Origin of the sequence: Pseudomonas sp. N40(2020) (assembly GCF_014472415.1) — a bacterium.
Taxonomy (GTDB): domain Bacteria; phylum Pseudomonadota; class Gammaproteobacteria; order Pseudomonadales; family Pseudomonadaceae; genus Aquipseudomonas.
In genome coordinates, this window is the sequence record NZ_JACSZV010000006.1 from 46,037 (window position 1) to 72,551 (window position 26,515).

Genomic DNA, 26,515 nt, shown 5'->3' on the forward strand with positions numbered 1-26,515 from the left:
GATTCTGCACGAGCAATTTGCCGGGTGCATGGCTACAATCCACCATTACCGAAAATGTAAAGCGCTCTCAGATTTGCGAACCCCCTTCGCCTGCCGATCCACTTCATCAACACACGGCAAAGATCATGAAAGCACGGAACCGGAGGCCGCACCGCTCGTGCAGGCATCTCCGTCCATCAAGCCCACATCATTTTCCAATTTTCAGTGCTTAATGAGAAAACATGTCCGAAAATCTTGTAGCTCACACAACCGCAGTGAACGCAGAGCGCCGCAGCCTCATTAAAAATCAGCGACCTACTGTCATTTGGCTCACAGGACTCAGCGGAGCGGGTAAGTCGTCCATTGCCAATGCCTTGGAGCTGGCGCTTTGCAATGAAGACCGTCATACCTACCTCCTCGACGGTGACAATGTCCGATTGGGTCTTTGCCATGATCTGGGATTCAGCGACAAGGATCGCATCGAAAACATACGACGCATTTCCGAAGTCGCCAAGCTTTTCATTGATGCAGGATTGATCGTTATCACCGCATTCATCTCTCCGTTCAAACGTGACCGCGCGTTGGCCCGCGAAGTCATCGGCGCAGAAAACTTTATTGAGGTATTCATCGACACTCCCCTCAATGAATGTGAACGCAGGGATCCGAAAGGCCTGTACAAGAAAGCCCGTCAGGGACTGATTGCCAACTTCACGGGTATCGACTCGGCCTATGAGCCACCGGAAGATCCGCAGATAGTAATCAACACGCTGGAAGATGATCTGCAAACTGCCGCCCGGCGTATTATCGACTTCATCAACAAGCCATCACGCTAATGAAAACTCTAGTCATTATCGGTGCCGGATTCAGTGGCACTGTGGCAGCCATCGAATTTCTGCGCTCTGCCGCCGAAGACACCCGACTGATCATCATCAATCGATCTGGCGCAGTTGCGCGGGGTCTTGCTTATGGCACCAGCAGTTCAAAACACCTGCTGAATGTTCCTGCAGGCAATATGAGCGCCCTTGTCGATGATCCCGACTCGTTTCTGCGCTACTGCCAGGTCCGGGCACCCGATACAACCTCCAGTTCGTTCGTATCCAGAAAGTTGTACGGCGACTATCTTGCTTCACTCCTGGAAGATGCAGAAAAAGACTTCGGGCGCCCTACCGATGTAGTACGTATCTGTGCGGAAGTGGTATCGCTCAAACCGCAAGATCAAGGGGCGCAGATTGAATTGTCTTCGGGTCAGAGAATCCTCGCCGATCACGTGATTCTGGCTTTTGGCCATTTCCCTCCGCGCACGCCCGCTGCGCTGGCAAGCCTGTTGGAGTCACCGCACTACATCGCAAATCCCTGGAGCGGATCAGTCAGCGCCATGGAACAACAAGGTGAATCGGTGCTCCTGATCGGAAGCGGCCTCACGGCTCTGGACGTCATTTCCAGCCTTGGAAAGGTGAACGACGGCAGTCGGATATATTTGCTGTCGCGGCGAGGATTGTTGCCACTGTCCCACAGGGCAAACAAGGGCGGATTGCAGGTACCAATACCCTTTCGTGATGAAATGCTGAATGCTACGCCCACCGTCTTGAGTTACCTGCGCGTCCTCAAATCGCAAGTAGAAGCGGGCAAAACGCTCGGACTGAATTGGCGCGATGTTGTTGCTGCGATACGCCCGATCACTTCCCGTCTGTGGGCTCGCCTGCCGGCGACTGAGCGCAAGAGGTTTCTCCGTCATCTGCAACCCTATTGGGATGTTCATCGCCATCGTGTAGCGCCGCAAACGCATGAGTTCTTCGCAGATGCAGTGAAACAGAAAAAAATCATACCGTTAGCCGGGCGTATCCGCTCGATGGAAATATTCGATGGAAAAACGCTGATTACTCTGCAGCGGCGCGGTCATCGTGATACGGAGCAATTGCAGATTGATCGCATCATCAACTGTACGGGACCTAATTCCAATCCAGGCATGATTGACGAGCCTCTGATTCAACAATTGATAAGAGACGGGCTGATTGCTGTCGACGATCTTGGTTTGGGTTTGCTAGTCGACGACAGCCTCTGCGTGCAGTGCAAAGACGGGAAAGCACTCTCATGGCTGAGTTACGTGGGCCCAATGCTCAAAGCCGGGCTCTGGGAAGCCACAGCCGTCCCCGAATTGCGTATACATGCCAGCGCGCTCGCCAGAAGCGTATCCGGAAAATTCCAGCCCTGAGTAATTAACGGACCCAGGGATCGCCAACACATCGCATCCCGCATGCCACATGCTGGCCTCCCTGGTTCGAGTCATCCGCGACAGCTAGCCGCTATCGGGTGATCTCAAAGAAACCCCCATCAGGATCCATCCAGACAATGAACTCTGTACTTGTGCTCGGCGACTCTCACGCTTTGGTATTCAGCTCAGAACACATGAGAGATCTATTTCCCGACCATGTATTCGAAGTGACATCAGTGGGCGGTGCAACTGTATCCGGATTGCAGAATCCTAATGCCGTTACTCAAGCCATGCCGCAATACCTTGCTGCGCTGCAAACGACTACCGCGAAAACAGTCATAGTGATGCTGGGAGAAGTCGATACCGGCTTTGTAATCTGGTACCGAGCACAAAAACATGGCAGCTCGGTGGAGCGAATGCTTGAGAAGGCCGTTAGTAACTACCAGAACTTTTTGCAGCAGATTGCTAAAACAAATCAGGTAATCTGTATCAGCACTCCGCTCCCCACTATCCGCGACGATATGCAATGGGGCGATGTTGCCAACTTGAGAAAGGAAGTAACTGCCTCCCTGTCTCAAAGAACCCGGTTGACCATCAGATTCAACTCAATGATGGAAGCCTTCTGTCTTGAAGAAGGCATAAACCACCTGAATTTCGACACGCTTTCCACTGATGAGACGGGTTGTCTGAAAGAATCCCTCCGCAACCCCGATCCCAGCGATCATCACTACGATCCGACAGCGCATGCGAAGATGATCGAACCCTTATTAAAGCCATTACTCCTGCAAGATAAGCACCGCGAACCGCAATGCACTAAATCTGCCACACCTGCCGCCAACAACACTGAAAAAACTTCCTTCATCAGCAATCTGTTGCGAATGTTTTTGCGCTCGAAATAAAAAACCCGTTGACTCCTCAACGGGTTCAATCGGTTGCCTGGCTGCACCGCGAATCGACGTCCAACTGTCAAGCAATTCGCGAGGAAGGACTCTCCTCCAACCATGCTACAAACTGCTTGAGTCCCTGCTCGAAGCTGACGGCGGGCGCCCATCCCAGCGAACGCTTCGCTCGCTCGATACACAAAACACTCACAGGCACATCAAACCCTCGTGCAGCCTGGTACTGCCGATCAGCTACGCGTCCCGTGATTTTTTCAATCGCATCCAGCAACTCATTCAAACTGTGTCCATGTCCGGAGCCGATATTGAACACGTGTTCATCCGTTGAGCGCTCAATAGACGCCAGCAACGCTTGAACAACATCCGCTACGTGGATGTAGTCACGAACCACCGACCCGTCGCCCCAGATCTCAATAGGCTCACCACGCAGTACTTTACCGAGAAAAACCGCAACAGCCCCCTGACTTGAATGTGTCCGCTGCCCTTCTCCATATGGATTTGCCAATCGCAAGACGGTGTAATCAAGACCATGCAGGCGATGAAAAAGCGCCAGGTATTTCTCGATTGCCAGCTTCGCAATTCCGTACGAACAAGCCGGATCTGTAGGATGCGTTTCAGAGATAGGTACCTGAACGGGATCCCCATAAACGGTTCCTCCCGATGACACGAAAACAATCTTCTTGATACCGGCCTCGACGGCAAGATTCAGCAAGCGAATGGTTCCAACCAGATTGCTTTCGATATCAAAAACCGGATCTGCGTTCGATGATTTAGGCAGCGTAGTCGACACCAAGTGATAACAAATGTCGCAGTCTCGTAGCGCTTCACTTATATCAGCCTCGCTGGTGAAATCACCCTCATACAACTCAAAACGTGTATCGGTGGTGTGTGAATCTCCTAACGCTACGACGTTAGGGCGATCAAAGCAGCGCACAGTATGCCCTTGATCCAGCAATGCCTCGATCAGATGGGTACCGATGAAGCCGCGACCGCCCAATACCACCGACCGCATTGCTCTCGAGGTGGAGGTGTTCTCGGATATTTTCAACATTAATCTCCAATGCTTCAAAGGCTTGATTTGCTGTCGGATGAGCAGTTGACGTAGCCCTGCGCAAATCAGCTGTTTCAAAGCTTTGCGAAAAAAGGGGCAGTGACAGGCCATGTAGCACAAAAGGAGCCTATGAGACGACGCGAAGCGCTCCACAGCCTGAGCAGCTCAAACTGTGGAACCTCCTTCATGCCTAAGGCAAGCCCTTAATCGCCGCCTACACAGCCGGCGGCGATACCAAAGCAGACTCGTCGCCAGCTCGCTCTTCCCGGCGGGCTTTGATGTCACGTTCGAAAAAACGAATGTATTGTCCTGCAACTGCGTCGATTCGGTAGCGACTGGAGACCTCTTTCACCAACCCCAGCACCTCGTTATACCTTGCTTTTTTGCTGGCAAAATCGGCGATTACTTTCGCAGTATGCTCAATAGGGATCTCCCAGTCTTCAAGTACGATTACCTCACCGGCCATCTGATCGCCTATCGTCAGCATGTTCCGAATATCGCCAACATCGGATGCGATGTATGGCTTGCCCGCGAAAAGGCAGTCAACAATTGTCAGAGGGAAGCTCTCGGACTTGAACTTGGTGAGCATAATCCCCATGTCCGCCGCGGCATAATGTCCGACCGAGTTATCACTGAATCCCGTCAAGCAGACGAAATCAGGAGCCCCAACACGGCAATACTCGTCGTATACAGGTCCATTACCGACCAGCAACAAACGTATGTCCACTCCCGAAAGGTTACGCGCCAAAGCTACTGCCTGTATCGTCTCATCCCAGCCTTTGTCAGGTATTGCCCGGCTCACACAGCAAAGTACAAAAGCGTCCTGCGCAATGCCCAACTGCTCACGTTCGATAGCTACCACGGCAGGCGGCTGCAAGCCATTAGGTACTTTGACGAAACGTTCAGGGTCTTTCTCACAGATAGAAAGATTAGCGAAAGGAACGATATTCTTTTCAGCTGTATAAACCCACGTAGTCACCTCACTATTTGCCGCCTTGAGCTGTTCATGAGTTACAGCGAAGGCTTCACCGTGCTCGATCATTCCGTGCAAGGAAGCAACGTGAGAACCCAACTCCGAAAATACGCCAGGAAGACTTATTGGATACTTCTGCGTATGCCATTGATGGCTGTTCAAGGCTTCTATACCGAACTCGTGAATAAGCGACTTCACCTCATGAAGGTCGTTCGTTTCGACGAGCGGAACATCCGCACGCAGCATACGGCGAACGCCGTCCTCTCGCGCTGTAAGTCCGGCACTCAGCAGAAGCACCGAAAAACCTTGGCGCTTGAATTCGTTCGCTAGGCGGATTGGCAAGATTTCCGCACCACCCGGGTAAAAGCCAATCGTTGAAACCATGATGTTCGGAGTGCGATTGGCGCGAGCCTCAAAGATAGCATCGCGCCCATACCACGCGTAGAACTCTTGTTGTGAGTTCCCAACGTTAATATCGTAAAGTCGCTGGCTACTCTCTTCACACATTTCAAGAACCGAAAGGGGGACGTTGTACAGAGCCTGTACTGTCTGGCTTGCCATCCCGAGTTCTCGATAAAAGACTTCTCGCTTATAGGTAAGCTCTGCAGCACTGCCGACGTAACGGCGGAAAAAATTCGTCCCCTCGACCGAGTAAGCGACTTTACCTCCGCGAATGAGATGAAGGTAAAAAACCCAGTCACCCGCCACTCGCATGGAGAGCCAGGCCTCATCATCAAGCAACGGTAAATCTATCGGACGCTTGAAAACGACACCGCTGGCGTTAGGAATCGTATTTTTAATCCCCAGTGCATAACGCACTTCACTGTGAGCGGTATCTACGTACGATTCTGTCCATTTCTCTGCGCATTCCAGGTCACTGACATACTTGTGGAACTCGCCCTCTTGGACGACTTCATCACTGGTGACGAATTCGCAGCGTGCATAGGCGAGCATGACGGCTTCATCATCGAAGCAGCGAACAAGAGCCTGAAGAAAGTTTTCGTCACAGTAATCATCGCTCTCGGCAACCCAGACAAGATCCCCCGTTGCTGCCTTGATACCCTTCGCCCATTGCCTGAACACGCCACCAGAATTGTTCTCGTTGAACAATGTGACGGTTACGTCCGGGAACCGCTGTGCATACTCATTCAATATCGAGCGACTTTGATCAGACGAGCAGTCATCCATCAAGATAACTTCAAAATTCTTGTACGTTTGGCCATAAATACTATCCAAACGCTTACGCAGAAAACGTTCATGATTGTAATTTGGCACAACAACCGAAACTTTCGGCATCAACGTCGCTGACTTGATGTCCAACAACGCACGACTCGTCTCGTTAACGCGACCAAAACCTGCAACTTTTTCAGGTTCTAGAAACAGTCCTCGACTCCAGTCATTCCACGCATTCACGAACACCAACTGCCGATCTTCGGAGTGTATATTCTTAGCACTTCTTATTGTCGCATCCAGCCAACGACGGTACTCGCGCGCTAAAAATCGAGTATAAACCAGCGGGGAATTTGCATCATATGCAGATTCATCTCTGGCCAAAGTAATACCGTTAAAAACCGGAAACGAATGTGATTGAGCGTTTTCCGCTCGTGTAATGCCATTGGCCACAATTACCGAATAAGGAACAGCGGATATACCATTCTTACGCTGTGGCGCAAAAGTGCCAATCTCACCTGGAACAGGCTCTACTGCCAGTTCCAGAACGCCGTCACATAGCGATGAGAGCTTTTCGCTCCACACCATTTCATTAATTTGTGTCGACTGAACGATCAGATACGCATCAATGTCACGTTGGACGAGTTGATCGTGTAGCTCATTGATCACATCAAAATTGTTGCATCCCGAGCACTCGATTACAACGACAGGACGTCCATCAATACGCAAATATCGCCGATCGCGAACAGCCTCACGCAAACGTGCCGGCACGTTTTTTTCTTGCTCTGAAATTTTCACGCAAAACTGAAATTGAATGTTTTTATGATCAAGAAAAACGTCTACTGGCTGGCGCTCATCTTCAATGCCTTCACTGCCTTTCCACTCGAAACAAAAACCGTACAATCCATGGGCTTTGGCCAGTCCCACCTGCTTGGCCAAAACTTGGCTATCCAGTGGATCATAAAATCCAAGATAGTCATTCGGCAGTAACTGAGCCCCGCCTTTGGAGGCAACACGCGCCTCGCGTAACTTATCCCACTGCGGCAAAACATAAAGAGCAAAAAGTTTTATGCTGTTTTTAGCACGACCAAAATTTATATCATCTTCATAACGGATCATCGCTCCCGGCACCGCGATCCGTTGTTCCGAGGCACCTGAAACAACGTAATGCCAAAACGGATTTATATTGGCGGCAGCGATATCCTTGTACATCTCAAGATAACCGACAGTATCGAAGTCATCGGAAGGATTTTTCCCTTCGAACCAGCCAAAACTACAATAATGTCGAATAGGTTCCAGACCAATATTCTTTAACTCTGGATACATTGCCAGATAGTAATCAGCATCAAACAACCCAGAGTTCTTAATAACTTCAACTTGCTCTGCGATAACGTCCGGAGCAACCTGTTTGAAAACGCGAGGAATGGCCTCCACCTCTACACGTTTTTTTCGCGTCCAGGTGCGTGTGTGACCAGCAATAGAGCGTCCTTCCAAACTACCGCTTTTAAGGTAATGAACCAATGGATTCACAGCCGCAGCGGCAACGTCTGGATAATCACGCAGGTATTTGTCGGTATTGAATAACGCAGAGGGGTTGCGCCCTTCCTTCCACCCATCGATCAAATAGTGCATGAGTGGATCAACACCCTGATCTTTTACATCGGGATTCTTGGCAAGGTAGTAACTCTCATCGAAAAGCTCACTGGCGTTCAGTAGTTCAATCGAGGATTCACCAGCGGGAGAGCGCCGTTTTCTCAGGACTTCGATAGCTTTACCCAAGGACGTATTGCTCAGCCTGCGGATTGTCCGGCGAGCCAGCACACTGGCTCTACGCAACGGCGAAGTCACACGCCAGGAGTGCGAGTTATGAGTTTTTTGCAGCTCTTGCCTTACCGCAGCAACTTCAGAATCCCTTTGCTGTTGCAGGCTGGAAATCTTCTCCTCGCCCCCAACAACCTGAGCCTTCAGAATATAGATCTGACGCGTGAGGTTCGCGATTTCGGCTTCACGCTTGCCCGCAAGAAGACGAAGTTCGGTAATTTGTGTGGCACTCTCGACTAACGAAGCACTCAGCGACCCGACTTTTCCCTCAAGCATGTCAACTGTCTGACCCAGGGTGACAATTCGCGCAGTGCGCTCTCCGAGGGATTTGTGGCGCCCCCTGATCAGCTTGATCGCGCGCAAAGCAAGCATGAGCTCATCGTGGGTAAATGATTCCTTGGCTTTCGGTGGCTCGGTGTCATAACCCAATACCGCAAAATCCTCAGCATACAAACTCTGGATCAGACTGGCACTGCGCTCTGTGACGAACTCAGGAAGATAAGGAATCAGACTTTCGTTTGCGCGACGCTCGGCAAAAGGGTCAGGAAGGAACTCACCGAGGTGCTCGGACAATGCCTTACTGAGCCGGGATGACTCTTCAATTTTGGCCAGCACGCTATAGTTGATCAGATCAGGGCGCAACAACATGACTTGAGGAGTCCAGTGTTGATCCCAGAATGTTGGCGCTTCCTGACTGGCAAGGTGCTCAAGAAACCCCTCGAACGCCAAGGCGATATCCTTCGCATCTCTCAACGGCTGATAATAAAAATCTCGCTGAAGATAGGGCCCAACCTGTTGTGGTTCCTGCAACAGCAATTTTGACTGCCACGCCGAAAATATTCGCTTGTACGGGTTTCTAACCACAGCAAATCGGAAATACGAGTCCGAGGTCAGGGCTTCATGTAATGACTCTGGAGCAAGTCCCGTGACAGTGGGTGCGACCCTGTGCATCTCATGCACGATTTGATCCGGGTTGCTTTCTGCACTATCAGTGATCTCGTTAAGCGCTTTCGAGCAGCCTACCAACGATGCAAACCACCATTTAAGGGATGTACACGCGACTTTTGGTGTGCTTACGTACAAGAGCTTGTGCTGCTCCGAACGATAGCCACTCCAGCGGAGATAGTTGAACACTGCTGCTTCGTCACTTGGTGGCCATTCACTGATATTTAACATTTACGTCATAAACCTTATGAATATGCTGCAGCGCAGCATCAAACTTCCGAGTCCATTATTCCATTACACAAGTCAACAACGTCGCCTTTGACTCGTCGCGTTGCGTCGAGCGGTCGGCTAGTTCCTTTAGCCGACAGCCAACCGCTAAATCGTAGCTTTCCGACCAACTTCCGCTTGAGGTACGCTCGCCATCAAATCCACATAACCGAATGAGTTCAGTTTGTCCTCGGATACAACCCGAAACATGATCGCATCCATGATTCGATGAGCGCAGCTTGGTTCCTGATTTGACCAGACACCGCCACCTACAAAGTAAACGCCCGGCAGCAAGCTCATCTGAAAAGAAAACTTTATATTAAAGTCACTTCCCGCACTCACAGGTTCAAAATAGGCACCATCCTCAGGAAAACGCTGACCTGTTACAACAGCGCCAGAAACGTTACGTATATGGATGCCCCAGAACGTTGCGTCAAAACTCTCGCTGAAATGGCCGGCTACCTGAATATGATAAGTGCTGCCAGCCTGCAGAACATTCACCTGACGTCCATCGGTATCAAGTATCGAGAACGACGTAATCTCGGCCCCTTGAGTGGGATAGATTGCAGTGGTTTCAGGCACCAGTCCCGAATCAAACGAATCCTCCGACACATCCACGGAGACAACACGAGGTTTTTGGGTGGTTTTCTGGAGATCAACGTTTTCTCCAGTTTTATCCGCTTCGATGTAGGCTTCAACCAGCCTTTTGTATTCCGCCTGTGGAGCATAAATAAGCTTTTGGTAGGCCCTTACCGCTTGAGGTGCCGCACCGTACATAAGCCGGGTGCCATGGTCGAGTAGCAAGGTTCTGTCACACAGTTCAATAATGCTCGAAGCCGAGTGCGACACGAACAAGATGGAGGTACCCTGGCTTTTCAGCTCCTCCATTCGTGCAAAGCATTTACGCTGAAACTTTTCGTCGCCAACGGCAAGCGCTTCATCAACAATAAAGATGTCCGGATCAATCATTGCTTGAACGGCAAATGCCAATCGCACCACCATACCGCTTGAGTAACTTTTGACAGGCTGCTCGATAAACTCACCGATGTCCGCGAAAGCCGCGATTTCATCGAAACGTTGATCGATCTCTTCCCGCGCCAGCCCAAGGACTGCGGCATTCATGTAAACGTTGTCGCGTCCAGTGAAGTCGGGATCGAAACCCGACCCCAACTCAAGCAAAGCAGCGATGCGCCCATGGGTTTTCACGGTGCCGGTCGTAGGGTTCAGCGTTCCACAAATCATCTGCAGAAGAGTGGACTTACCGCTGCCATTACAACCGATTATTCCGACCGTTTCGCCTCTCTTCACTTCGAAGGAAACATCACGCAGTGCCCAAAACTCTCGGTAGAACCGACTAGGTTGCATACGTGCCGTGGCCTGTAGGCGAGGCACAATAAATTGCTTGAGCCGATCACGCGGCTGATCGTAGATTTCGTAGCACTTGCTCAGGTTCTCAACCTTAATCGCGACTTCAGAGGACATCAGCAAATCCTTTACGTGTTTTCTGGAACCAGGCAAAACCCAACCAGGCAATGCAAGTAGTGGCGATCCAATAGATTCCCAATATTTCAAAATTCGGCAATTTGCCCCAGAACAAAACATCCCGGGTCATCTCGATCGCTGGCGTCAGCGGATTAAGGTACAGCAGATGACGGTATGCCTCGGGAAGCGCAGTCGCTGGATAGAAAATCGGACTCAGGAACATCAGAACAGTTGTCAAAATACCTATGAATTGAGACACGTCGCGCAGGTAAACGCCCAGCGAAGCCAAGGCCCAACTGACGCCCATGATGAACATTATAAAAGGGATGACGATCAGCGGCAGGTAAAAGGCCGTTGCATGTGGCATGCCGAAAAATATCCCGTAGGCTATGAACCATACACCGAGACTGATGGCGGCATGAAACAACGCTGAACCCAACACCACTACCGGAAGGATCTCAAGCGGATAAACAACTTTTTTCACGAAATTGACCTTACCAAGAATCAGGCCAGGAGCACGGTTAATACACTCGGAAAAAAGGTTGAAAATGATCAATCCCGCAAACAGGATGAGAGCAAATTCGGTCTTCGAGTCGCTGTCCACACTCCACCGGGCACGAAGCACGGCACTGAATACAAAAGTGTAAACCGCGAGCATCAGCAGCGGATTAAAAAACGACCAAAGCAGCCCCATCGCAGAACCGCGGTACCTGCCGAGCACCTCCCGAATTGTCGACGCTTTGATCAGAGCAGCGTTGCGCCAGAGACTGACGAACATTTCCAATGGGTTGGCAGAGAACTGGCGCATCAAGCAAAAACCTCAGCAAAAAAAAATGCAGGTCGGCACGCATACCGAGCCGCGAGCGTGGGGGTCATACCCAAGGAGAAAAAGCAGAAGCTTCGATGGAAAATACCGCGTTCCTCTGCGTACGGCTCGAGGTACGTCGGCGTGTAGCTGTACATAATCAGGGGATTCCATTCATGAGAGAAAACGATTCCTTGGGAAAAACAGTCCGATCTACTGCTGCGCCGCAAATTAGACCAACTGACTCCAGGGGTACCGTTAGTCGCATAGAAAAGAGGGCGTGGCAAAACTGTTCCTTCCTCAAAACCGCATGACAGCGGGGCGGTGACAACCATGGCCGGAATAAAAACCGACTATACCTTTCCAGGCAGCAGGTCGGAGCGATGGCATGGTTTGAACCCTTCGCCCTGCAGCCCAGCGTGACAAATCCGACGACTAAAAATCAGACAACTGGCCCATGATCATGGAGGTCAATATTCTGTCGGATGATATCACTCAATACGACATAGAAACACGGGTTTTCCCTTGGCAATACGTCTGCCGGATGTAGACACATGGCCCGAAGAAACGCGCAAATTTTACCCGATTGTTTATCGCCCAAAGCGAGGGAATTTCATAGGTAAACCACAAGCGTCTGCGCGATAACACAAGAAGACCAAACCCTATCGGCACCCAGTCAAAAAAATTAAATCGTGAGCGCCTGGCCATTCGCAAAAATAAAAAAGCTGCCTGAAAAGGCAGCTTCTCCTGGATACCAAGACTAACCAATCTAGAAAATCACTGGTAACGTTCGCAAGACTTCAGTGCGCGACTCTTGGCAACAAGATAGGCATCATGAAGCTGCTTGTGGCGAGCAACCCTCACGTCCGACTGTGCAGGAGTTCTGAACAACGAGGTGGTCTTTGGAACATAGAAAAATTTATTCCTGTAAGCATAACGCAACCAGAGATTCCAGTCCTCAAGGTTGCTCATATCTGTTTCGAAGCCACCCCGTTCCAAATACAACTCACGCTCAAACATAATAGATTGAATCGGAATATAGTTATGATCCAGTAGCACCTCATAATCAAATGGCTGCTTAAACGAATCAGGCGTTTCATAACTAAGCTCTAAATAACGCCCGCCATTGTCATTGACCGTACCAACTTCCATAGCCAGCGAATAGGCCGCCACCGCTTCCTCATTCTTTAGCAGAGCCGCAACTAAAACTTCCACATGATCAGCAAAAAGCAAATCGTCATCATCCAGAAAAATGCAATACTTGCCTGAGGCCATTTCCAGACCATAGTTTCCGGTTACCGAGCGCCCTACTTTTTCCAACCCAAAAAAACGCACATTGCGCCCTTCAGAAAACGGAGTATTTTCGACAAGCGACTTCATTGTCGTTCCTCCATCTTCAACTACAATCAGCTCAATATGAGGATACGTCTGATTCAGCACCGACATGATCGACTGCCTCAAAAACTCATCCCTCTTCTGATAAGTGCGCGTGACAATAGTGACTAACGGCTGCACGTCAAAAGTTTCGCCAACATTCCAAAAAGCCCCTTCCCTGATCATCTCGTAGTCAAATCCCCGGAAGGGAAAGCTGACATTCTTTTGCAGTCCTTTTCCCGCCAGGAAACAAGGTGTCTTTTTTATCAAACGGAAGAGACTGCCCACCACATCTCGACGGGATCCCGGATATACCTGCGGCCTGAGCAGCAACAAAAACTGCAATGCAATACCACCCACCTTGTCGATAAAATTGCCGTAACGCAGCCGCAGGTAAGCATTCGCCAAAGTGCTGCCGGTAAATTGAAGCGGCTTTATCTGATTCTCGTGCTCATAGGTGTAGTGATAAACCATTGCGCCAGGACAATATTTAAGTCGGTACCCGTAAGACCGGAATCGATAGGATAATTCGACATCCTCCCCGTACATAAATATCTGACGCTCATACCCTCCTAGCTGAACATAAGCAGCACGACGAATCAATATACAAGCATGTGAGGACCAGTTGGTTTCGAGCGTCACCGGATCGTAATATTTTGGGTGTTCAAAAGGCGCCTGCCTCATCTCCCAGGACGCTACATCGTCCTGCCCTGACGCTAAAGCCATGCCGACAACTTTCTCTAGCGCATCCACCGAAAACTGAATATCGATATTGCTCACCAGAAAATAATCCGCCGACCCCAGGGAAATGGCTCGATCATGTCCGGCGCCAAACCCTATATTTTCTCCCCGTGTAATGCTGAAGCATCCAAAGAGGTCGGCACAACGGGTCTTCCAACCTTCAAGTTGAGCAACCGTATTATCCGAAGATCCGTTATCTACAAAAAACAAATTCAGCTTTTCACAAGGATAGTTTTGCGCTTTCAAAGACTCGAAGAAACCGTCAACCCATTTTCCGCTGTTGTAGGTAACGATTGATATATCGACAGCCGGTTGCTCGCCACTACCTAGGCCAGGTAAGGCATACGAAAAACGACGCTCCGCTAATGCCTGGAGTGCCTTCAAATTGTTCTTGGAATCAATCACAGCAAAAAGACACGAGCGAACCCTGCGCGAAAATAGCCCGACTCGCACTCGAAGACTCGCCAAAAAAGGAAATTTCTGATACAGCGGCCGAAGGGCCGCTTTTGGGTTCGAGAGTAACTGGCGCGACCCTGTCAGGAAGCAGCTGAAAAACGATTTTTTCGAAGACCTCATACCGAGCAATTTATCCTATAAAACGACTTTTCAATTTTGAATATTTTGAACTGTATACCGCTTGACTGCGAAACTTCGAGTCTTTGATCCTGCGTAAAAACCGTCCATCAGTTTGAATAATTTCATTTATTCAAGAGCGCTCAATCAGCATCCAATGCGTTATCTTTCAACATAACCGGCAAATATACGACTGTCATCGATTACTTTCCAGACAGGACTGGCCCGGTTTACCTCCTTGAGGATTCGTCACCTACCCAAAACGGAGGAGTCGCGCGGTTATCCTGGAATTTCCAACATGCCGGCGTTGTATTTTTTTGCAACGAACACCAGTGGAATATAAGCAACGAGAAGCGCCACGACACCAGGAAGCACACCGATTGCAGTCAAGAGAGCAAGCGGCGCTAGCCAAAGCAGATTGATCGCCAATACGCCATAGACGACTATCTTGTGGCTTCCATAGTGACGAGAGGCATATTGATAAGCGTGGCTTCGGTGCGCCTCGTAAATTTTATCCCCACGAAGCAGGCGCTGCGCGAGTGTCCATGTAGCATCCACAATGAACACCCCCAACAATATCAGCCAGCACCAGAGTAATTCCGGGTCCTTAGCACACGCGATTATCGTCAGCAGCCCAATAATCAAGCCAAGAAAACCACTGCCGGCGTCCCCCATAAAAATCCTGGCGGGAGGAAAATTCCAACATAGAAAACCCCAGACAGCACCGGCCAACAATAAAGGCAACCACGCCAACTCCAGGTGCCCACTCACCCAGTAGACGAGACAAGCGGACAAGCAGACAGTGATAGCCTCTACACTTGCCAACCCATCAATTCCGTCCATGAAGTTGTACAGGTTGAGCATCCAGACGAGATAGATAGAAAAGAACAAACTGGTAAACCACTTCCAATCGAGCAGCCAACCGAGCAGTGATATCTGCACTCCCGAGCCTAACCAATACAAGGCCCAGCCAGCTGCCAGGAAATGTCCGAGAAGCCGCCATTTGGCCGCAACATGCCCATGATCATCCGCGAACCCCAAAATCGCGACCAAAGCGCCGGCTCCAGACAATCCGGCCATCGCGGGGAAGTCGATCAACTGCGTGTAATACGACACGGGCAGCATCACCAGAAAGGAAACAACTATTGCGACGCCCCCACCTCGCGGGGTGGGCAGAGTGTGAGAACTTCGTGAGTTTGGAACATCGATCAGGCTATTGGCCAAGGCATAGCGTCGCAAGACATATGTCAGCAAGAGCGAAACCACGAATACTGAAAGCAACAGCACACAAAACATCATTTTATTTGAGCATCCAGGTAGTGCCTGACCGTCTGAAGAATTGCACGATCCACACTCACTGGAGGCGACCATCCGAGAACCGAGCGGGTTCTGGCAATATCAACTTCGAGAGAATCAAAAAGGCGCTGAGCTATGAGATTCTTGCCGAGCAATATCAGCAAACCCTTCAGCATCCAGATCGGGACAGGGATCAACAATGTTGGGCGATCAAGCGACTTTTTTATCACTTTCAGCAACTGGGTAGTCGAAATAGTCACACCATCACTGACTAGAAAAGTATTACCCGGGGCAGCGGGATGATCAACGCAATGAACAATCAAATCCACCAGATTACCTAGCGAAACCAAGCTGCGGCTATTGGCTACCCCCCCCAATGGCAGCGGAAAACCCTTGTCCAACCAGCTCATCATGCTCAAGAAGTTGGCTTTCACCCCGGGACCGTATACCAGCGGCGGACGTATAATCACCAGCTCCATACCGGTATCCAGACTGATTTCTCGCAAGCGCTGCTCCGCCTCATGCTTGGAATGCGCGTATGGATCATGAGGAGCCGGAGCATCGTCGTACTTGAAAGGAGCCCCACTCACGGTACGCTCACCGTTCACCTTTATCGAACTGATAAATATGAAGCGCTTGACACCCGCCGCAGCTGCTTTGAGCGCCAAAGCAACGGTGCCCTCCACATTTACTTTTCGAAACTCGGCCAATGCATCCTGCGCGACCTCGTTCATAACATGAACGCGAGCTGCGCAATGGATTACAACTTGAATTCCGTCCAGGGCCGGCAGCTGCGAATGCCCGCCTAACGGACAGTTCAATACTCGACAAAGCCCCGATAAGCGCGAGGCACGGCGAACGGCGGCAATGGGGGTAAACTTGCGATCGAGTAGCAGGCGCATCACTACCCCCTCACCAACGAAACCCGAAGCCCCTGTGACTAAAACGTTCGGTGAGTTCATTTAACTTTTTTCCTGACGATCGCCGTTGTCCAGCAGATAAGGAAAAAAAATATCTTGTCACGAACGCGCCGCCGACAACGCCAAGCACTTAGAGAGAGCCTAAGCAACTGCCTGCGCCGCAAGCAAAACCATGACTGAACAAAGGGATCGGGGTACTTACCCACCAGCTCGGCGATGAGTTGTACCTGGGAAAACCACCAACCGTCATGAATCGTTTTATAGCGTACCGCGAGCGAATTGATGCCGATGTTTGCACCAACCTGATTACGCTCATGCTGACGATATAGCATGGCAGGGACGGGATCAGTAAACCAACGAAAGCCATTACTTCTAGCAAATGCGTAGCAGTACCAGTCATGTAGACTGACGCCCTGCAATGCTTGCCAATGAAGACATACCGCCGCTTTTAGATTCGTGGCCAGTCGATGATTGAGGACGTAAGTACAACCTGGCCCCGCAGCCTCGAACAGAAAATCCCAGGCAACTTGAGGCTGCGCCTTGTCAATCAGATGAGTTTTCCCACCCTCCCAGAACGCAACGACATTACTCGAATAACCATCCACCTTCAATTCGTTGAGCTTTTCGTGCGCTCGGCGGAGCTTATTGTTATCCCAAATATCATCTTGATCTGCAAAGGCGATCAAATCGTAGCCGTCAAAATCTACGTCACGGATCAACCTGAAAAAATTACGCGAAGCACCGCCAAAGCTACCGGCTGGCGGCAAGACGATTACACGGGGGTGAACAAGACCATACTGAGCGCACCAAGCCTCAGTGCCGTCGGTTGAAGGGTCAATACTGACGAACACCTGCACATCGACCCCGGACTGCTCAAGAATCGAGGCCATCTGCTCCTCAATCCATTGCATACCATTAAAGGCAGCCAGTAAAACTGCAACCTTGGGATGTTTCACTGGCATACAGATCCTGTTAAAAGCTGTTCGAGCGTTGCCGCCGAAAAAGGCGAAGAACACCTTTTAATGAGAAGGTGCATCCAGCAGCTTCTGCAGATACTGACCATAGCCAGTCTTTTTCAGCGCATCAGCCTGACGGGCTAATTGCTCTGTGGAGATCCAGCCGTTGTGAAAGGCAATTTCCTCGAGGCAAGCCACCTTCAGTCCTTGGCGCTGTTCGATCGTGTGCACGAAGTGACTTGCTTCCAGTAACGAGTCATGAGTACCCGTATCGAGCCATGCAAATCCACGCCCCAGCATCTCGACGCTCAGGGTTTTGCGTTCCAGATAGGCGCGGTTTACATCAGTGATTTCCAACTCACCGCGATCCGAAGGCTTAATATTCTTGGCTATTTCTACAACGTCATTGTCATAAAAATACAGGCCAGTGACTGCATAGTTAGACTTCGGCTTCAGTGGTTTTTCTTCGATACTCAAGGCGCGCCCGGAAGCGTCAAACTCTACAACGCCGAAACGCTCTGGATCGGACACGTGGTAACCGAATACGGTTGCACCTTGCTGCTGAGAACTTGCCGAACGCAGATTGTCCGAAAAGTGCTGACCGTAGAAGATATTGTCGCCCAAAATCAGGCAGCAAGGATCCTCGCCAATGAACTCCTCACCGATGATAAACGCTTGAGCGAGCCCGTCCGGGCTTGGCTGCTCGGCATACGTCAATTTGATGCCATAGAGGCTACCATCCCCCAGCAATTTGCGGAAACATGGAAGGTCTTCAGGCGTAGAGATAATCAAGATCTCGCGCATACCCGCCAGCATCAATACCGACAGCGGATAGAAAATCATCGGCTTGTCGTAGATCGGCAGCATCTGTTTGGAAACACCCAAGGTCAGCGGGTGCAGGCGCGTGCCCGAGCCACCGGCGAGGATGATGCCTTTACGCTTTGTCGTGGTCATTTGTTCAGAACTTCCCTAAGCATTCGGGTTACACCACTTTGCCAATCCGGCAAGTGTAGAGAAAAATTGTCGCGCAGCTTCTGAGTGTTCAAGCGTGAATTCAGAGGCCGACGCGCGGGTGTCGGATAAGCGGTCGTATCAATCGGATTGACCGTCTCGACGGCAAGCTGCTCGCCGTTATCTTGAGCAAACGCAATCACACGACTTGCATAACCATGCCAGGACACTTCGCCAGCGGCTGCCAAATGATACAAACCTGATAGCTCGGGCTGCTGCAACACCTGGCGAATGGCCAATGCTGTGACGTCGGCAATCAAATCAGCCCCTGTTGGTGCTCCGACCTGATCGGCGATGACGTTCAACGTGTCGCGATCTTTGGCCAGACGCAGCATGGTCTTTGCGAAATTATTGCCGCGAGCGCCATAGACCCAGCTTGTCCGAAAGATCAGATGCTTGCATCCGGACGCCATGATGGCTTGCTCACCCGCCAGTTTACTTGCGCCATACTGATTGACCGGAGCGACTGCATCAGTCTCCTGCCAAGGCGTGCTGCCTTGACCACTGAAGACGTAATCGGTCGAGTAATGAATCAGCCAGCCACCCAGACCTGCGATTTCCTCCGCGATGAGCCGACTCGCCTGCGCGTTCACGCGATCAGCCAGCTCGCTTTCCGATTCAGCTTTGTCGACAGCGGTGTACGCAGCCGCGTTGACGATGATATCGGGCATGACTCGCCGAATAGTTGCACGCAACGCATCCAGACTGGACAGGTCGCCACATAAACCATCAACGGCATGACGATCGAGCGCGATCAACTCGCCAAGCGGGGCAAGGGAGCGTTGCAGCTCCCAACCTACTTGGCCATTTTTGCCGAGCAGGAGAATTTTCATGCCTTATTCGCGCGATCCGCGTAGTTCTGGTCGATCCACTGCTGGTAGCTGCCGCTTTTCACGTGCTCTACCCACTCAGTGTTGTTGAGGTACCACTCGACAGTCTTACGGATACCGGTTTCGAATGTTTCTTCCGGTGTCCAGCCAAGTTCACGCTGGATCTTGCTGGCGTCAATAGCATAACGCTGGTCATGCCCAGGACGATCCTGAACATAGGTAATCAGGCTAGCGTGCGGGCGATGAGCCGAGTCCGGACGCAACTCATCGAGCAGCGCACACAATGTATGCACGACTTCGATGTTTTGCTTCTCGTTGTGGCCGCCGATGTTGTAGGTCTCACCGATTACACCTTCGGTGACGACTTTATACAAAGCACGCGCGTGATCTTCGACATAGAGCCAGTCACGAACCTGATTGCCTTTGCCATAAACCGGCAGCGCCTTGCCTTCCAGCGCATTGAGAATGATCAGCGGGATCAGTTTCTCAGGAAAATGGCATGGGCCGTAGTTGTTCGAGCAGTTAGTCACCAAGGTAGGTAGGCCGTAAGTGCGGGCCCAGGCACGAACCAGGTGATCGGAGCTGGCCTTACTGGCCGAGTAAGGCGAACTTGGCTGGTAAGGAGTGGTTTCGGTGAAGAGGTCTTCCGGACCTTCGAGGTCTCCGTAAACTTCATCAGTCGAAATATGATGGAAGCGGAAGTTGGCTTTACGCGCTTCATCCAGTGCCGCCCAATAATGGCGCGCAGCTTCCAGCAGAGTGTAAGTACCGATGATGTTGGTCTGAATAAACTCGGACGGACCGGTAATCGAGCGATCGACGTGAGACTCCGCAGCCAGATGCATAATGGCGTCTGGCTGGTGGTCACGCAAAACACGGTCGACCTGATCACGGTCGCAGATATCGACACGCTCAAACACGTAGCGCGAATCACCGCTAACTTCAGCCAGCGACTCGAGGTTACCGGCATACGTCAGCTTGTCGACATTGACGACAGAATCGGCGGTATTGGAAATAATGTGGCGAATGACTGCCGAGCCGATGAACCCGGCGCCGCCGGTAACTAGAATTTTCACGCGAAACAATACCCTTGAGCTGCGGACAGTGACACCAACGAGCACTGTCTAATCCATGAATGCAGAAGCCATCAAATTAGAAGCTTCCGTCAGAGTCAGTCTGAATCGACGTGGGAATATGCCACTATCGAACAAGGGCTGCATTTTACAGCTTAATGAACGTTTTACTAATGGATATAGACAGGCAGTGGCGCAATTTCGACAGATGCCCTGCACCTGTCTTTTTCAGACAAGGCGCTTGCGTGCGGCTCTGGACGAACGCCCCAGAAACCAGCCCAATACAGGGCCGATCAGCATGCCGATCAACAACGCCAAAACTGCAACCACCGACACTGGTAACGACGGGCCTGAAAAACCAAGAAACAAAAGCGAAACCGACTGCTGATTCTCAAGCACAAAAGCCAGAACAATCAAAACCATCAACAGAAGAAATACGCCAAGCAGCACGCGTTTCAGGTTACGCATTCACGCCCCCTCGAATTTGAATAGCGAAGATCAAACCCCCTCCTCCTCTTCCTCATTCACCCGATCACGCAGTTCTTTACCTGGCTTGAAATGCGGAACAAATTTACCGTCAAGGCTGACCGACTGACCGGTCTTCGGATTGCGCCCCACACGCGGCGCACGATAGTGCAGGGAGAAGCTGCCAAACCCACGGATCTCGATACGATCACCCGTGGCCAGGCACTGGGACATTTGTTCAAGCATGGTCTTGATGGCCAGCTCTACATCCTTGGATGAGAGCAGCCCTTGATGGGTGACAATTCGTTCGATCAACTCCGACTTCGTCATATTTTTCCCTTCTTTTTCAAGCAGCTAGATCAGCGCTTGAAAGGTTTTAGCACGCCCGGAAGATTTTGAACAGCCCAGGGATTGACATATCTTCCTCAGCGTCAAAACGCCCATTTTCAGGGCATAAAATCAACAAACAAGCTCAACGACAGATGACCAGCATGGTTCGCGTCACGTAGCCAGCCGGATTGAAGCCAAAAGGAAACTCATCTTCATCCTTGGCATCATCAGATCGGGTAATGACTTTATACCCTGCCCCTTTGCACTCCTTCGCCGCTCGCTTCTGGCACTTCTCCCAACTGGAGCCCAATCCAGAGCAGTCGACCTCTATACCACTGACACCGCGCACCGCATGGGTCTTGGCGCTGGTGGTGCAGCCTGCCAAAACCAATACAGCCATGAGGGCAATAAACTTGTTCATCCACTTCCTTATGCCAGGCGACGCCCGACTACCACACGCTTAAGACCAAGCTTAGTCGCGAATAGGCGATTGATCCGATTAAAGAAACAGACAACTCCGGAGTGAGATTGGTTTCACCACAACCCTCACAGCACACGCAACTCACCAAATCGCAGGCACAAAAAAGGGCGACCGAAGTCGCCCTTTTTAATGATCAAGCAGAACTTAGTTCTGTTTGGCCATTGCCTGGCGCAGCAGTGCCGCCATGGTGGTGTCGCCGGTAGCAGCTTCCGGAGTCTCTTTCAGGCTCTGGATAGCTTCTTTCTCTTCAGCATCATCTTTCGACTTGATGGAGAGTTGGATCACGCGGCTCTTGCGATCAACGCTGATGATCTTGGCTTCTACTTCCTGGCCTTCTTTCAGAACGTTGCGCGCGTCTTCAACGCGGTCACGGCTGATTTCGGAGGCTTTCAGAGTTGCTTCGATATCGTCGGCCAGAACGATGATGGCGCCTTTGGCGTCAACTTCTTTCACGGTGCCAGTAACGATTGCGCCTTTGTCGTTAACCGAGACGTACTCGGAGAACGGATCGCTTTCCAGTTGCTTGATACCCAGGGAGATACGCTCGCGCTCTGGGTCAACCGACAGGATAACGGTGTCCAGCTCGTCGCCCTTCTTGAAACGACGAACAGCTTCTTCGCCAACTTCGTTCCAGGAGATGTCGGACAGGTGAACCAGACCGTCGATGCCGCCGTCCAGACCAATGAAGATACCGAAATCGGTGATCGACTTGATGGTGCCGGAGATTTTATCGCCCTTGTTGAACTGGCCAGAGAAATCTTCCCATGGGTTAGATTTGCACTGCTTGATGCCCAGGGAGATACGACGACGCTCTTCGTCGATGTCCAGAACCATAACCTCCACTTCGTCGCCGACTTGTACGACTTTCGAAGGGTGGATGTTCTTGTTGGTCCAGTCCATTTCGGAAACGTGTACCAGACCTTCAACGCCTTCTTCCAGCTCAGCGAAGCAGCCGTAGTCGGTCAGGTTGGTTACACGAGCGGTAACGCGGGTGCTTTCTGGGTAACGAGCTTTGATAGCAACCCATGGATCTTCACCCAGTTGCTTCAGACCCAGGGAAACACGGTTGCGTTCGCGATCGTATTTTAGAACCTTAACGTCGATTTCGTCACCAACGTTGACGATCTCGGAAGGATGCTTGATGCGCTTCCAGGCCATGTCGGTGATGTGCAGCAGGCCGTCCACGCCACCCAGATCGACGAATGCGCCGTAATCGGTGAGGTTTTTGACGATACCTTTGACTTGCTGGCCTTCCTGCAGGGATTCCAGCAGAGCTTCACGCTCGGCGGAGTTCTCGGCTTCCAGGACGCTGCGACGGGAAACGACAACGTTGTTGCGCTTCTGGTCCAGCTTGATGACCTTGAATTCCAGCTCTTTGCCTTCCAGGTGCGTGGTGTCGCGCACTGGACGGACGTCAACCAGGGAACCTGGCAGGAACGCACGGATGCCGTTAACGTCGACAGTGAAGCCGCCTTTAACCTTACCGTTGATAACGCCCTTGACCACTTCCTCGGCTGCGAAGGCAGCTTCCAGAACGATCCAGCACTCAGCGCGCTTGGCTTTTTCACGGGACAGCTTGGTTTCACCGAAACCGTCTTCAACCGAGTCCAGAGCAACGTGAACTTCGTCACCGACATTGATAGTCAGATCGCCAGCGTCGTTGTAGAACTGCTCAAGCGGGATGAGTGCTTCAGACTTCAGGCCAGCGTGAACGGTTACCCAGCGAGCTTGGTAATCGATATCAACGATAACACCGGTGATGATGGAGCCTGCCTGAAGGTTCAGGGTTTTTAGGCTTTCTTCAAAGAGTTCCGCAAAGCTTTCGCTCATTTTAGTTCCTGTAAATGAGGGCGAAGGATACGCCCATCTCCACACCCCAGACGGTGTGGGTTAGTTTCATATAGAAGAAGCGCCACAGGACTATGACTGGTCCCCTGCAACCTTCTTGGTCACCCGGCGATATCGCGAATGGCGATCTCGCTCATGATGCGTTCAAGCACCTGATCGATGGACAACTCCGTGGAATCCAGCTGTATGGCGTCAGCCGCCGGCTTAAGCGGGGCTACCGCTCGCTGGGTGTCACGCTCATCGCGTGCACGGATCTCATCTAGCAGACTCGACAGACTAACACCCTCGACTTTGCCCTTCAACTGCAAATATCGACGGCGCGCCCGCTCCTCGGCACTGGCGGTCAGGAAAATCTTCAGCGGCGCACTCGGGAAAACCACCGTACCCATGTCGCGACCATCGGCCACAAGACCCGGCGCTTCCTGGAAAGCACGCTGACGCTGCAGCAGCGCCTCGCGCACCGCCGGCAATGCAGCCACCTGAGAGGCGCCGGAACCGACGCTTTCAGTGCGGATGACATCACTGACTTCGTCACCTTCCAGAATTATGCGCTGAAGTTGACCGTCGGTCGCCGCAATGAACTGAACATCCAGATGAGCGGCAAGAGTCTTCAGCAGCTCTTCATTGGTCAGGTCGACACCATGATTGTGCGCAGCGAACGCCAGCAACCGGTAAAGCGCACCGGAATCCAGCAGGTTCCAGCCCAGACGCTTGGCCAGAATCCCGGCTACCGTGCCTTTGCCCGAGCCGCTTGGCCCATCAATGGTGATGACCGGTGCAATGTTCTTCACGACTGAGCCTCTTGTGCCACACGAATACCGACCTGCCCGCACAGCGCGAGGAAGTTCGGGAACGACGTCGCGACGTTGGCGCAATCATGGATGCGGATCGGTGCAGTGGCGCGCAGCGATGCCACGCTGAATGCCATGGCGATACGGTGATCGCCGTGACCATGCACTTCGCCGCCGCCAATCTGGCCGCCGTCGATGATGATGCCGTCCGGCGTCGGTTCGCATTTGACGCCCAGCGCCAGCAAACCGTCCGCCATAACCTGGATACGATCCGATTCCTTGACCCGCAGCTCTTCGGCGCCGGTCAGCACGGTGCGCCCTTCGGCACAGGCGGCGGCCACGAACAGCACCGGGAATTCATCGATGGCCAACGGAACCAGTTCTTCCGGAATCTCGATACCTTTGAGTTTAGCTGCCCGCACGCGCAGGTCAGCCACAGGCTCGCCGCCGACTTCACGCTGGTTCTCCAGAGTGATATCGGCACCCATCAGGCGCAGGATATCGATCACACCAGTACGAGTCGGGTTGATGCCAACGTGTTCCAGCACCAGCTCCGAGCCTTCGGCGATCGATGCCGCGACCAGGAAGAACGCCGAAGACGAGATGTCGCCCGGCACTTCGATATGGGTCGCTGTCAACTTGCCACCGGATTCGACCGATGCAGTCGCGCCATCAACGCTTACTGGGTAGCCGAAGCCACGCAGCATGCGCTCAGTATGGTCGCGGGTTGGCGCAGGTTCGGTAACGGTGGTCTTGCCTTCAGCATACAGACCGGCCAGCAGCAGGCAGGATTTCACCTGAGCACTGGCCATCGGCATGGTGTAGGTCAGGCCTTTGAGCTTGTGGCCACCACGGATAGTCATCGGCGGACGACCTTCGGCAGCGGTTTCGATCACGGCGCCCATTTCACGCAGCGGATTGGCCACGCGGTTCATCGGACGCTTGGACAGCGAAGCATCGCCGGTCAGGGTGCTGTCGAAGTTCTGCGCGGCCAGCAGACCGGACAGCAGACGCATCGACGTTCCGGAGTTGCCCAGATAGATCGGGCCCGGCGCAGGTTTCAGGCCGTGCAGGCCAACACCGTGAATGGTCACGCGGCCGTGGTGCGGGCCTTCGATGACCACGCCCATGTCGCGGAATGCCTGCAAGGTCGCCAGGGCGTCTTCGCCCTCGAGGAAGCCTTCGACTTCGGTGACGCCTTCGGCCAGCGAGCCGAGCATGATCGAACGGTGGGAAATCGATTTGTCGCCCGGTACGCGAATCCGACCGGACAGGCGGCCACCAGGTTGAGCCAGGAAGATCAGATCGTTGGAATTCATAGCGTCCACATAGGCCCTGCGGGCCAGGATTTTACTGAAATGCTCGCGGGCAACCCGGGCGCGAGTAAAAACGCCCAACAATTGGTGCCCATCCCCTGCATCGACCGCGTCGCGCAAGGCGTCGAGGTCGCTGCGAAATGTATCAAGTGTGCGCAGAACAGCCTCGCGGTTGGCGAGGAAGATGTCGTGCCACATCACCGGGTCGCTTCCGGCGATTCTTGTGAAATCGCGGAAACCACCGGCAGCGTAACGGAAGATCTCAAGGTTTTCATTGCGTTTGGCCAACGAGTCGACCAGACCGAAGGCCAGCAGGTGCGGCAGATGGCTGGTCGCAGCCAGCACTTCATCGTGACGCTCGACCTGCATATGCTCCACATCAGCACCCAGCTCACGCCACAGATGATCGACCACAGCAAGCGCCGCCGGATCGGTTTGCTCAAGCGGCGTAAGGATCACTTTGTGTCGACGGAACAGCTCGGCATTTGAGGCTTCCACCCCGCTCTGCTCGGAACCGGCAATCGGATGGCCCGGCACGAAACGCGGTGGCATAGCACCAAACGCTTCGGTCGCCGCGCGCACCACATTGCCTTTGGCGCTGCCGACATCGGTCAGAATCGCCTGCCCCAGATCCATGCTCGCCAAACGTGCGAGCACTTTCTCCATCGCGAGAATCGGCACCGCCAACTGAATCACGTCCGCGCCTTGGCATGCAGCTGCCAAGTCATCCTCGCAGCGATCCACCACACCCAACTCGACCGCCAGCTTGCGCGATTGCGGGTCGAGATCGACGCCGACCACTTCGCGGCACACGCCGCTTTCACGCAAGCCTTTGGCAAACGAACCACCGATCAATCCCAGACCGACCACCACCAGGCGACCGATCATAGGCGCAGCAGATTGCAG

General features: G+C 52.2%; 20 protein-coding genes. 3 read left to right on the plus strand and 17 right to left on the minus strand.

Annotated features, from left to right (window positions below; genetic code table 11):
* Positions 1–221: 221 nt before the first annotated feature.
* The 3 genes from cysC to IAI51_RS06370 all read left to right on the plus strand — a co-directional run bounded on the left by cysC (position 222) and on the right by IAI51_RS06370 (position 3,090).
* Positions 222–812 (plus strand): adenylyl-sulfate kinase, encoded by a 591-nt coding sequence (cysC, locus tag IAI51_RS06360; protein WP_150637731.1) that lies wholly within the window; start codon positions 222–224, stop codon positions 810–812.
* Entirely contained in the window at positions 812–2,191 is a 1,380-nt protein-coding gene (locus tag IAI51_RS06365; RefSeq protein ID WP_187677707.1) for an FAD/NAD(P)-binding protein, read from the plus strand. The genes cysC and IAI51_RS06365 overlap by 1 nt, the downstream gene beginning before the upstream one ends.
* Before the next feature lie 137 nt (positions 2,192–2,328).
* Positions 2,329–3,090 (plus strand): SGNH/GDSL hydrolase family protein, encoded by a 762-nt coding sequence (locus IAI51_RS06370; protein WP_222944062.1) that lies wholly within the window; start codon positions 2,329–2,331, stop codon positions 3,088–3,090.
* A 67-nt stretch (positions 3,091–3,157) separates the two neighbouring features.
* Here IAI51_RS06370 and IAI51_RS06375 read toward each other — a convergent pair whose 3' ends face one another.
* The 17 genes from IAI51_RS06375 to IAI51_RS06455 form a co-directional block, all read right to left on the minus strand.
* On the minus strand, positions 3,158–4,141 hold the full coding sequence (locus IAI51_RS06375) for an NAD-dependent epimerase/dehydratase family protein (protein ID WP_224787286.1): 984 nt from the start codon (positions 4,139–4,141) through the stop codon (positions 3,158–3,160).
* 214 nt (positions 4,142–4,355) lie between these two features.
* Positions 4,356–9,281, minus strand: a complete 4,926-nt coding sequence (locus IAI51_RS06380; protein ID WP_187677708.1) for a glycosyltransferase — start codon at positions 9,279–9,281, stop codon at positions 4,356–4,358.
* A 144-nt stretch (positions 9,282–9,425) separates the two neighbouring features.
* The gene (locus IAI51_RS06385; protein WP_187677709.1) at positions 9,426–10,799 is read right to left on the minus strand and encodes an ABC transporter ATP-binding protein; all 1,374 of its coding nucleotides are present in this window, start codon (positions 10,797–10,799) and stop codon (positions 9,426–9,428) included.
* Positions 10,789–11,607 (minus strand): ABC transporter permease, encoded by an 819-nt coding sequence (locus IAI51_RS06390; RefSeq protein ID WP_187677710.1) that lies wholly within the window; start codon positions 11,605–11,607, stop codon positions 10,789–10,791. The genes IAI51_RS06385 and IAI51_RS06390 overlap by 11 nt, the downstream gene beginning before the upstream one ends.
* Positions 11,608–12,381: 774 nt before the next feature.
* Positions 12,382–14,124 carry a glycosyltransferase family 2 protein gene (locus IAI51_RS06395; protein WP_187677711.1) on the minus strand — a complete coding sequence of 581 codons (1,743 nt, stop codon included), beginning with the start codon at positions 14,122–14,124 and terminating at the stop codon, positions 12,382–12,384.
* Positions 14,125–14,571: 447 nt separating this feature from the next.
* The gene (locus IAI51_RS06400; protein ID WP_187677712.1) at positions 14,572–15,591 is read right to left on the minus strand and encodes an MraY family glycosyltransferase; all 1,020 of its coding nucleotides are present in this window, start codon (positions 15,589–15,591) and stop codon (positions 14,572–14,574) included.
* On the minus strand, positions 15,588–16,550 hold the full coding sequence (locus tag IAI51_RS06405; RefSeq protein WP_187677713.1) for an NAD-dependent epimerase/dehydratase family protein: 963 nt from the start codon (positions 16,548–16,550) through the stop codon (positions 15,588–15,590). The genes IAI51_RS06400 and IAI51_RS06405 overlap by 4 nt, the downstream gene beginning before the upstream one ends.
* Entirely contained in the window at positions 16,547–17,470 is a 924-nt protein-coding gene (locus IAI51_RS06410; protein ID WP_187677714.1) for a glycosyltransferase, read from the minus strand. Before IAI51_RS06410 ends, IAI51_RS06405 begins: the two co-directional genes overlap by 4 nt.
* Positions 17,471–17,527: 57 nt before the next feature.
* On the minus strand, positions 17,528–18,418 hold the full coding sequence (gene rfbA, locus IAI51_RS06415) for a glucose-1-phosphate thymidylyltransferase RfbA (protein WP_187677715.1): 891 nt from the start codon (positions 18,416–18,418) through the stop codon (positions 17,528–17,530).
* Positions 18,415–19,308 (minus strand): dTDP-4-dehydrorhamnose reductase, encoded by an 894-nt coding sequence (gene rfbD, locus IAI51_RS06420; protein ID WP_187677716.1) that lies wholly within the window; start codon positions 19,306–19,308, stop codon positions 18,415–18,417. Before rfbD ends, rfbA begins: the two co-directional genes overlap by 4 nt.
* Complete coding sequence (gene rfbB, locus IAI51_RS06425) at positions 19,305–20,381, minus strand: dTDP-glucose 4,6-dehydratase (protein WP_187677717.1); 1,077 nt, start codon at positions 20,379–20,381, stop codon at positions 19,305–19,307. The genes rfbD and rfbB overlap by 4 nt, the downstream gene beginning before the upstream one ends.
* A gap of 225 nt (positions 20,382–20,606) precedes the next feature.
* Entirely contained in the window at positions 20,607–20,846 is a 240-nt protein-coding gene (locus IAI51_RS06430) for a lipopolysaccharide assembly protein LapA domain-containing protein (protein ID WP_187677718.1), read from the minus strand.
* 30 nt (positions 20,847–20,876) lie between these two features.
* Positions 20,877–21,173, minus strand: coding sequence for an integration host factor subunit beta (ihfB, locus tag IAI51_RS06435; protein WP_003189779.1), 297 nt, complete (start codon positions 21,171–21,173; stop codon positions 20,877–20,879).
* A 142-nt stretch (positions 21,174–21,315) separates the two neighbouring features.
* Positions 21,316–21,594: a hypothetical protein gene (locus IAI51_RS06440; protein WP_187677719.1), complete on the minus strand. Its 279-nt coding sequence runs from the start codon at positions 21,592–21,594 to the stop codon at positions 21,316–21,318.
* A gap of 204 nt (positions 21,595–21,798) precedes the next feature.
* Positions 21,799–23,484 carry a 30S ribosomal protein S1 gene (gene rpsA / locus IAI51_RS06445; protein ID WP_100847732.1) on the minus strand — a complete coding sequence of 562 codons (1,686 nt, stop codon included), beginning with the start codon at positions 23,482–23,484 and terminating at the stop codon, positions 21,799–21,801.
* Positions 23,485–23,603: 119 nt separating this feature from the next.
* Entirely contained in the window at positions 23,604–24,293 is a 690-nt protein-coding gene (gene cmk / locus IAI51_RS06450) for a (d)CMP kinase (protein ID WP_187677720.1), read from the minus strand.
* Positions 24,290–26,497, minus strand: a complete 2,208-nt coding sequence (locus IAI51_RS06455; RefSeq protein ID WP_262410304.1) for a bifunctional prephenate dehydrogenase/3-phosphoshikimate 1-carboxyvinyltransferase — start codon at positions 26,495–26,497, stop codon at positions 24,290–24,292. Before IAI51_RS06455 ends, cmk begins: the two co-directional genes overlap by 4 nt.
* Positions 26,498–26,515: the final 18 nt, after the last annotated feature.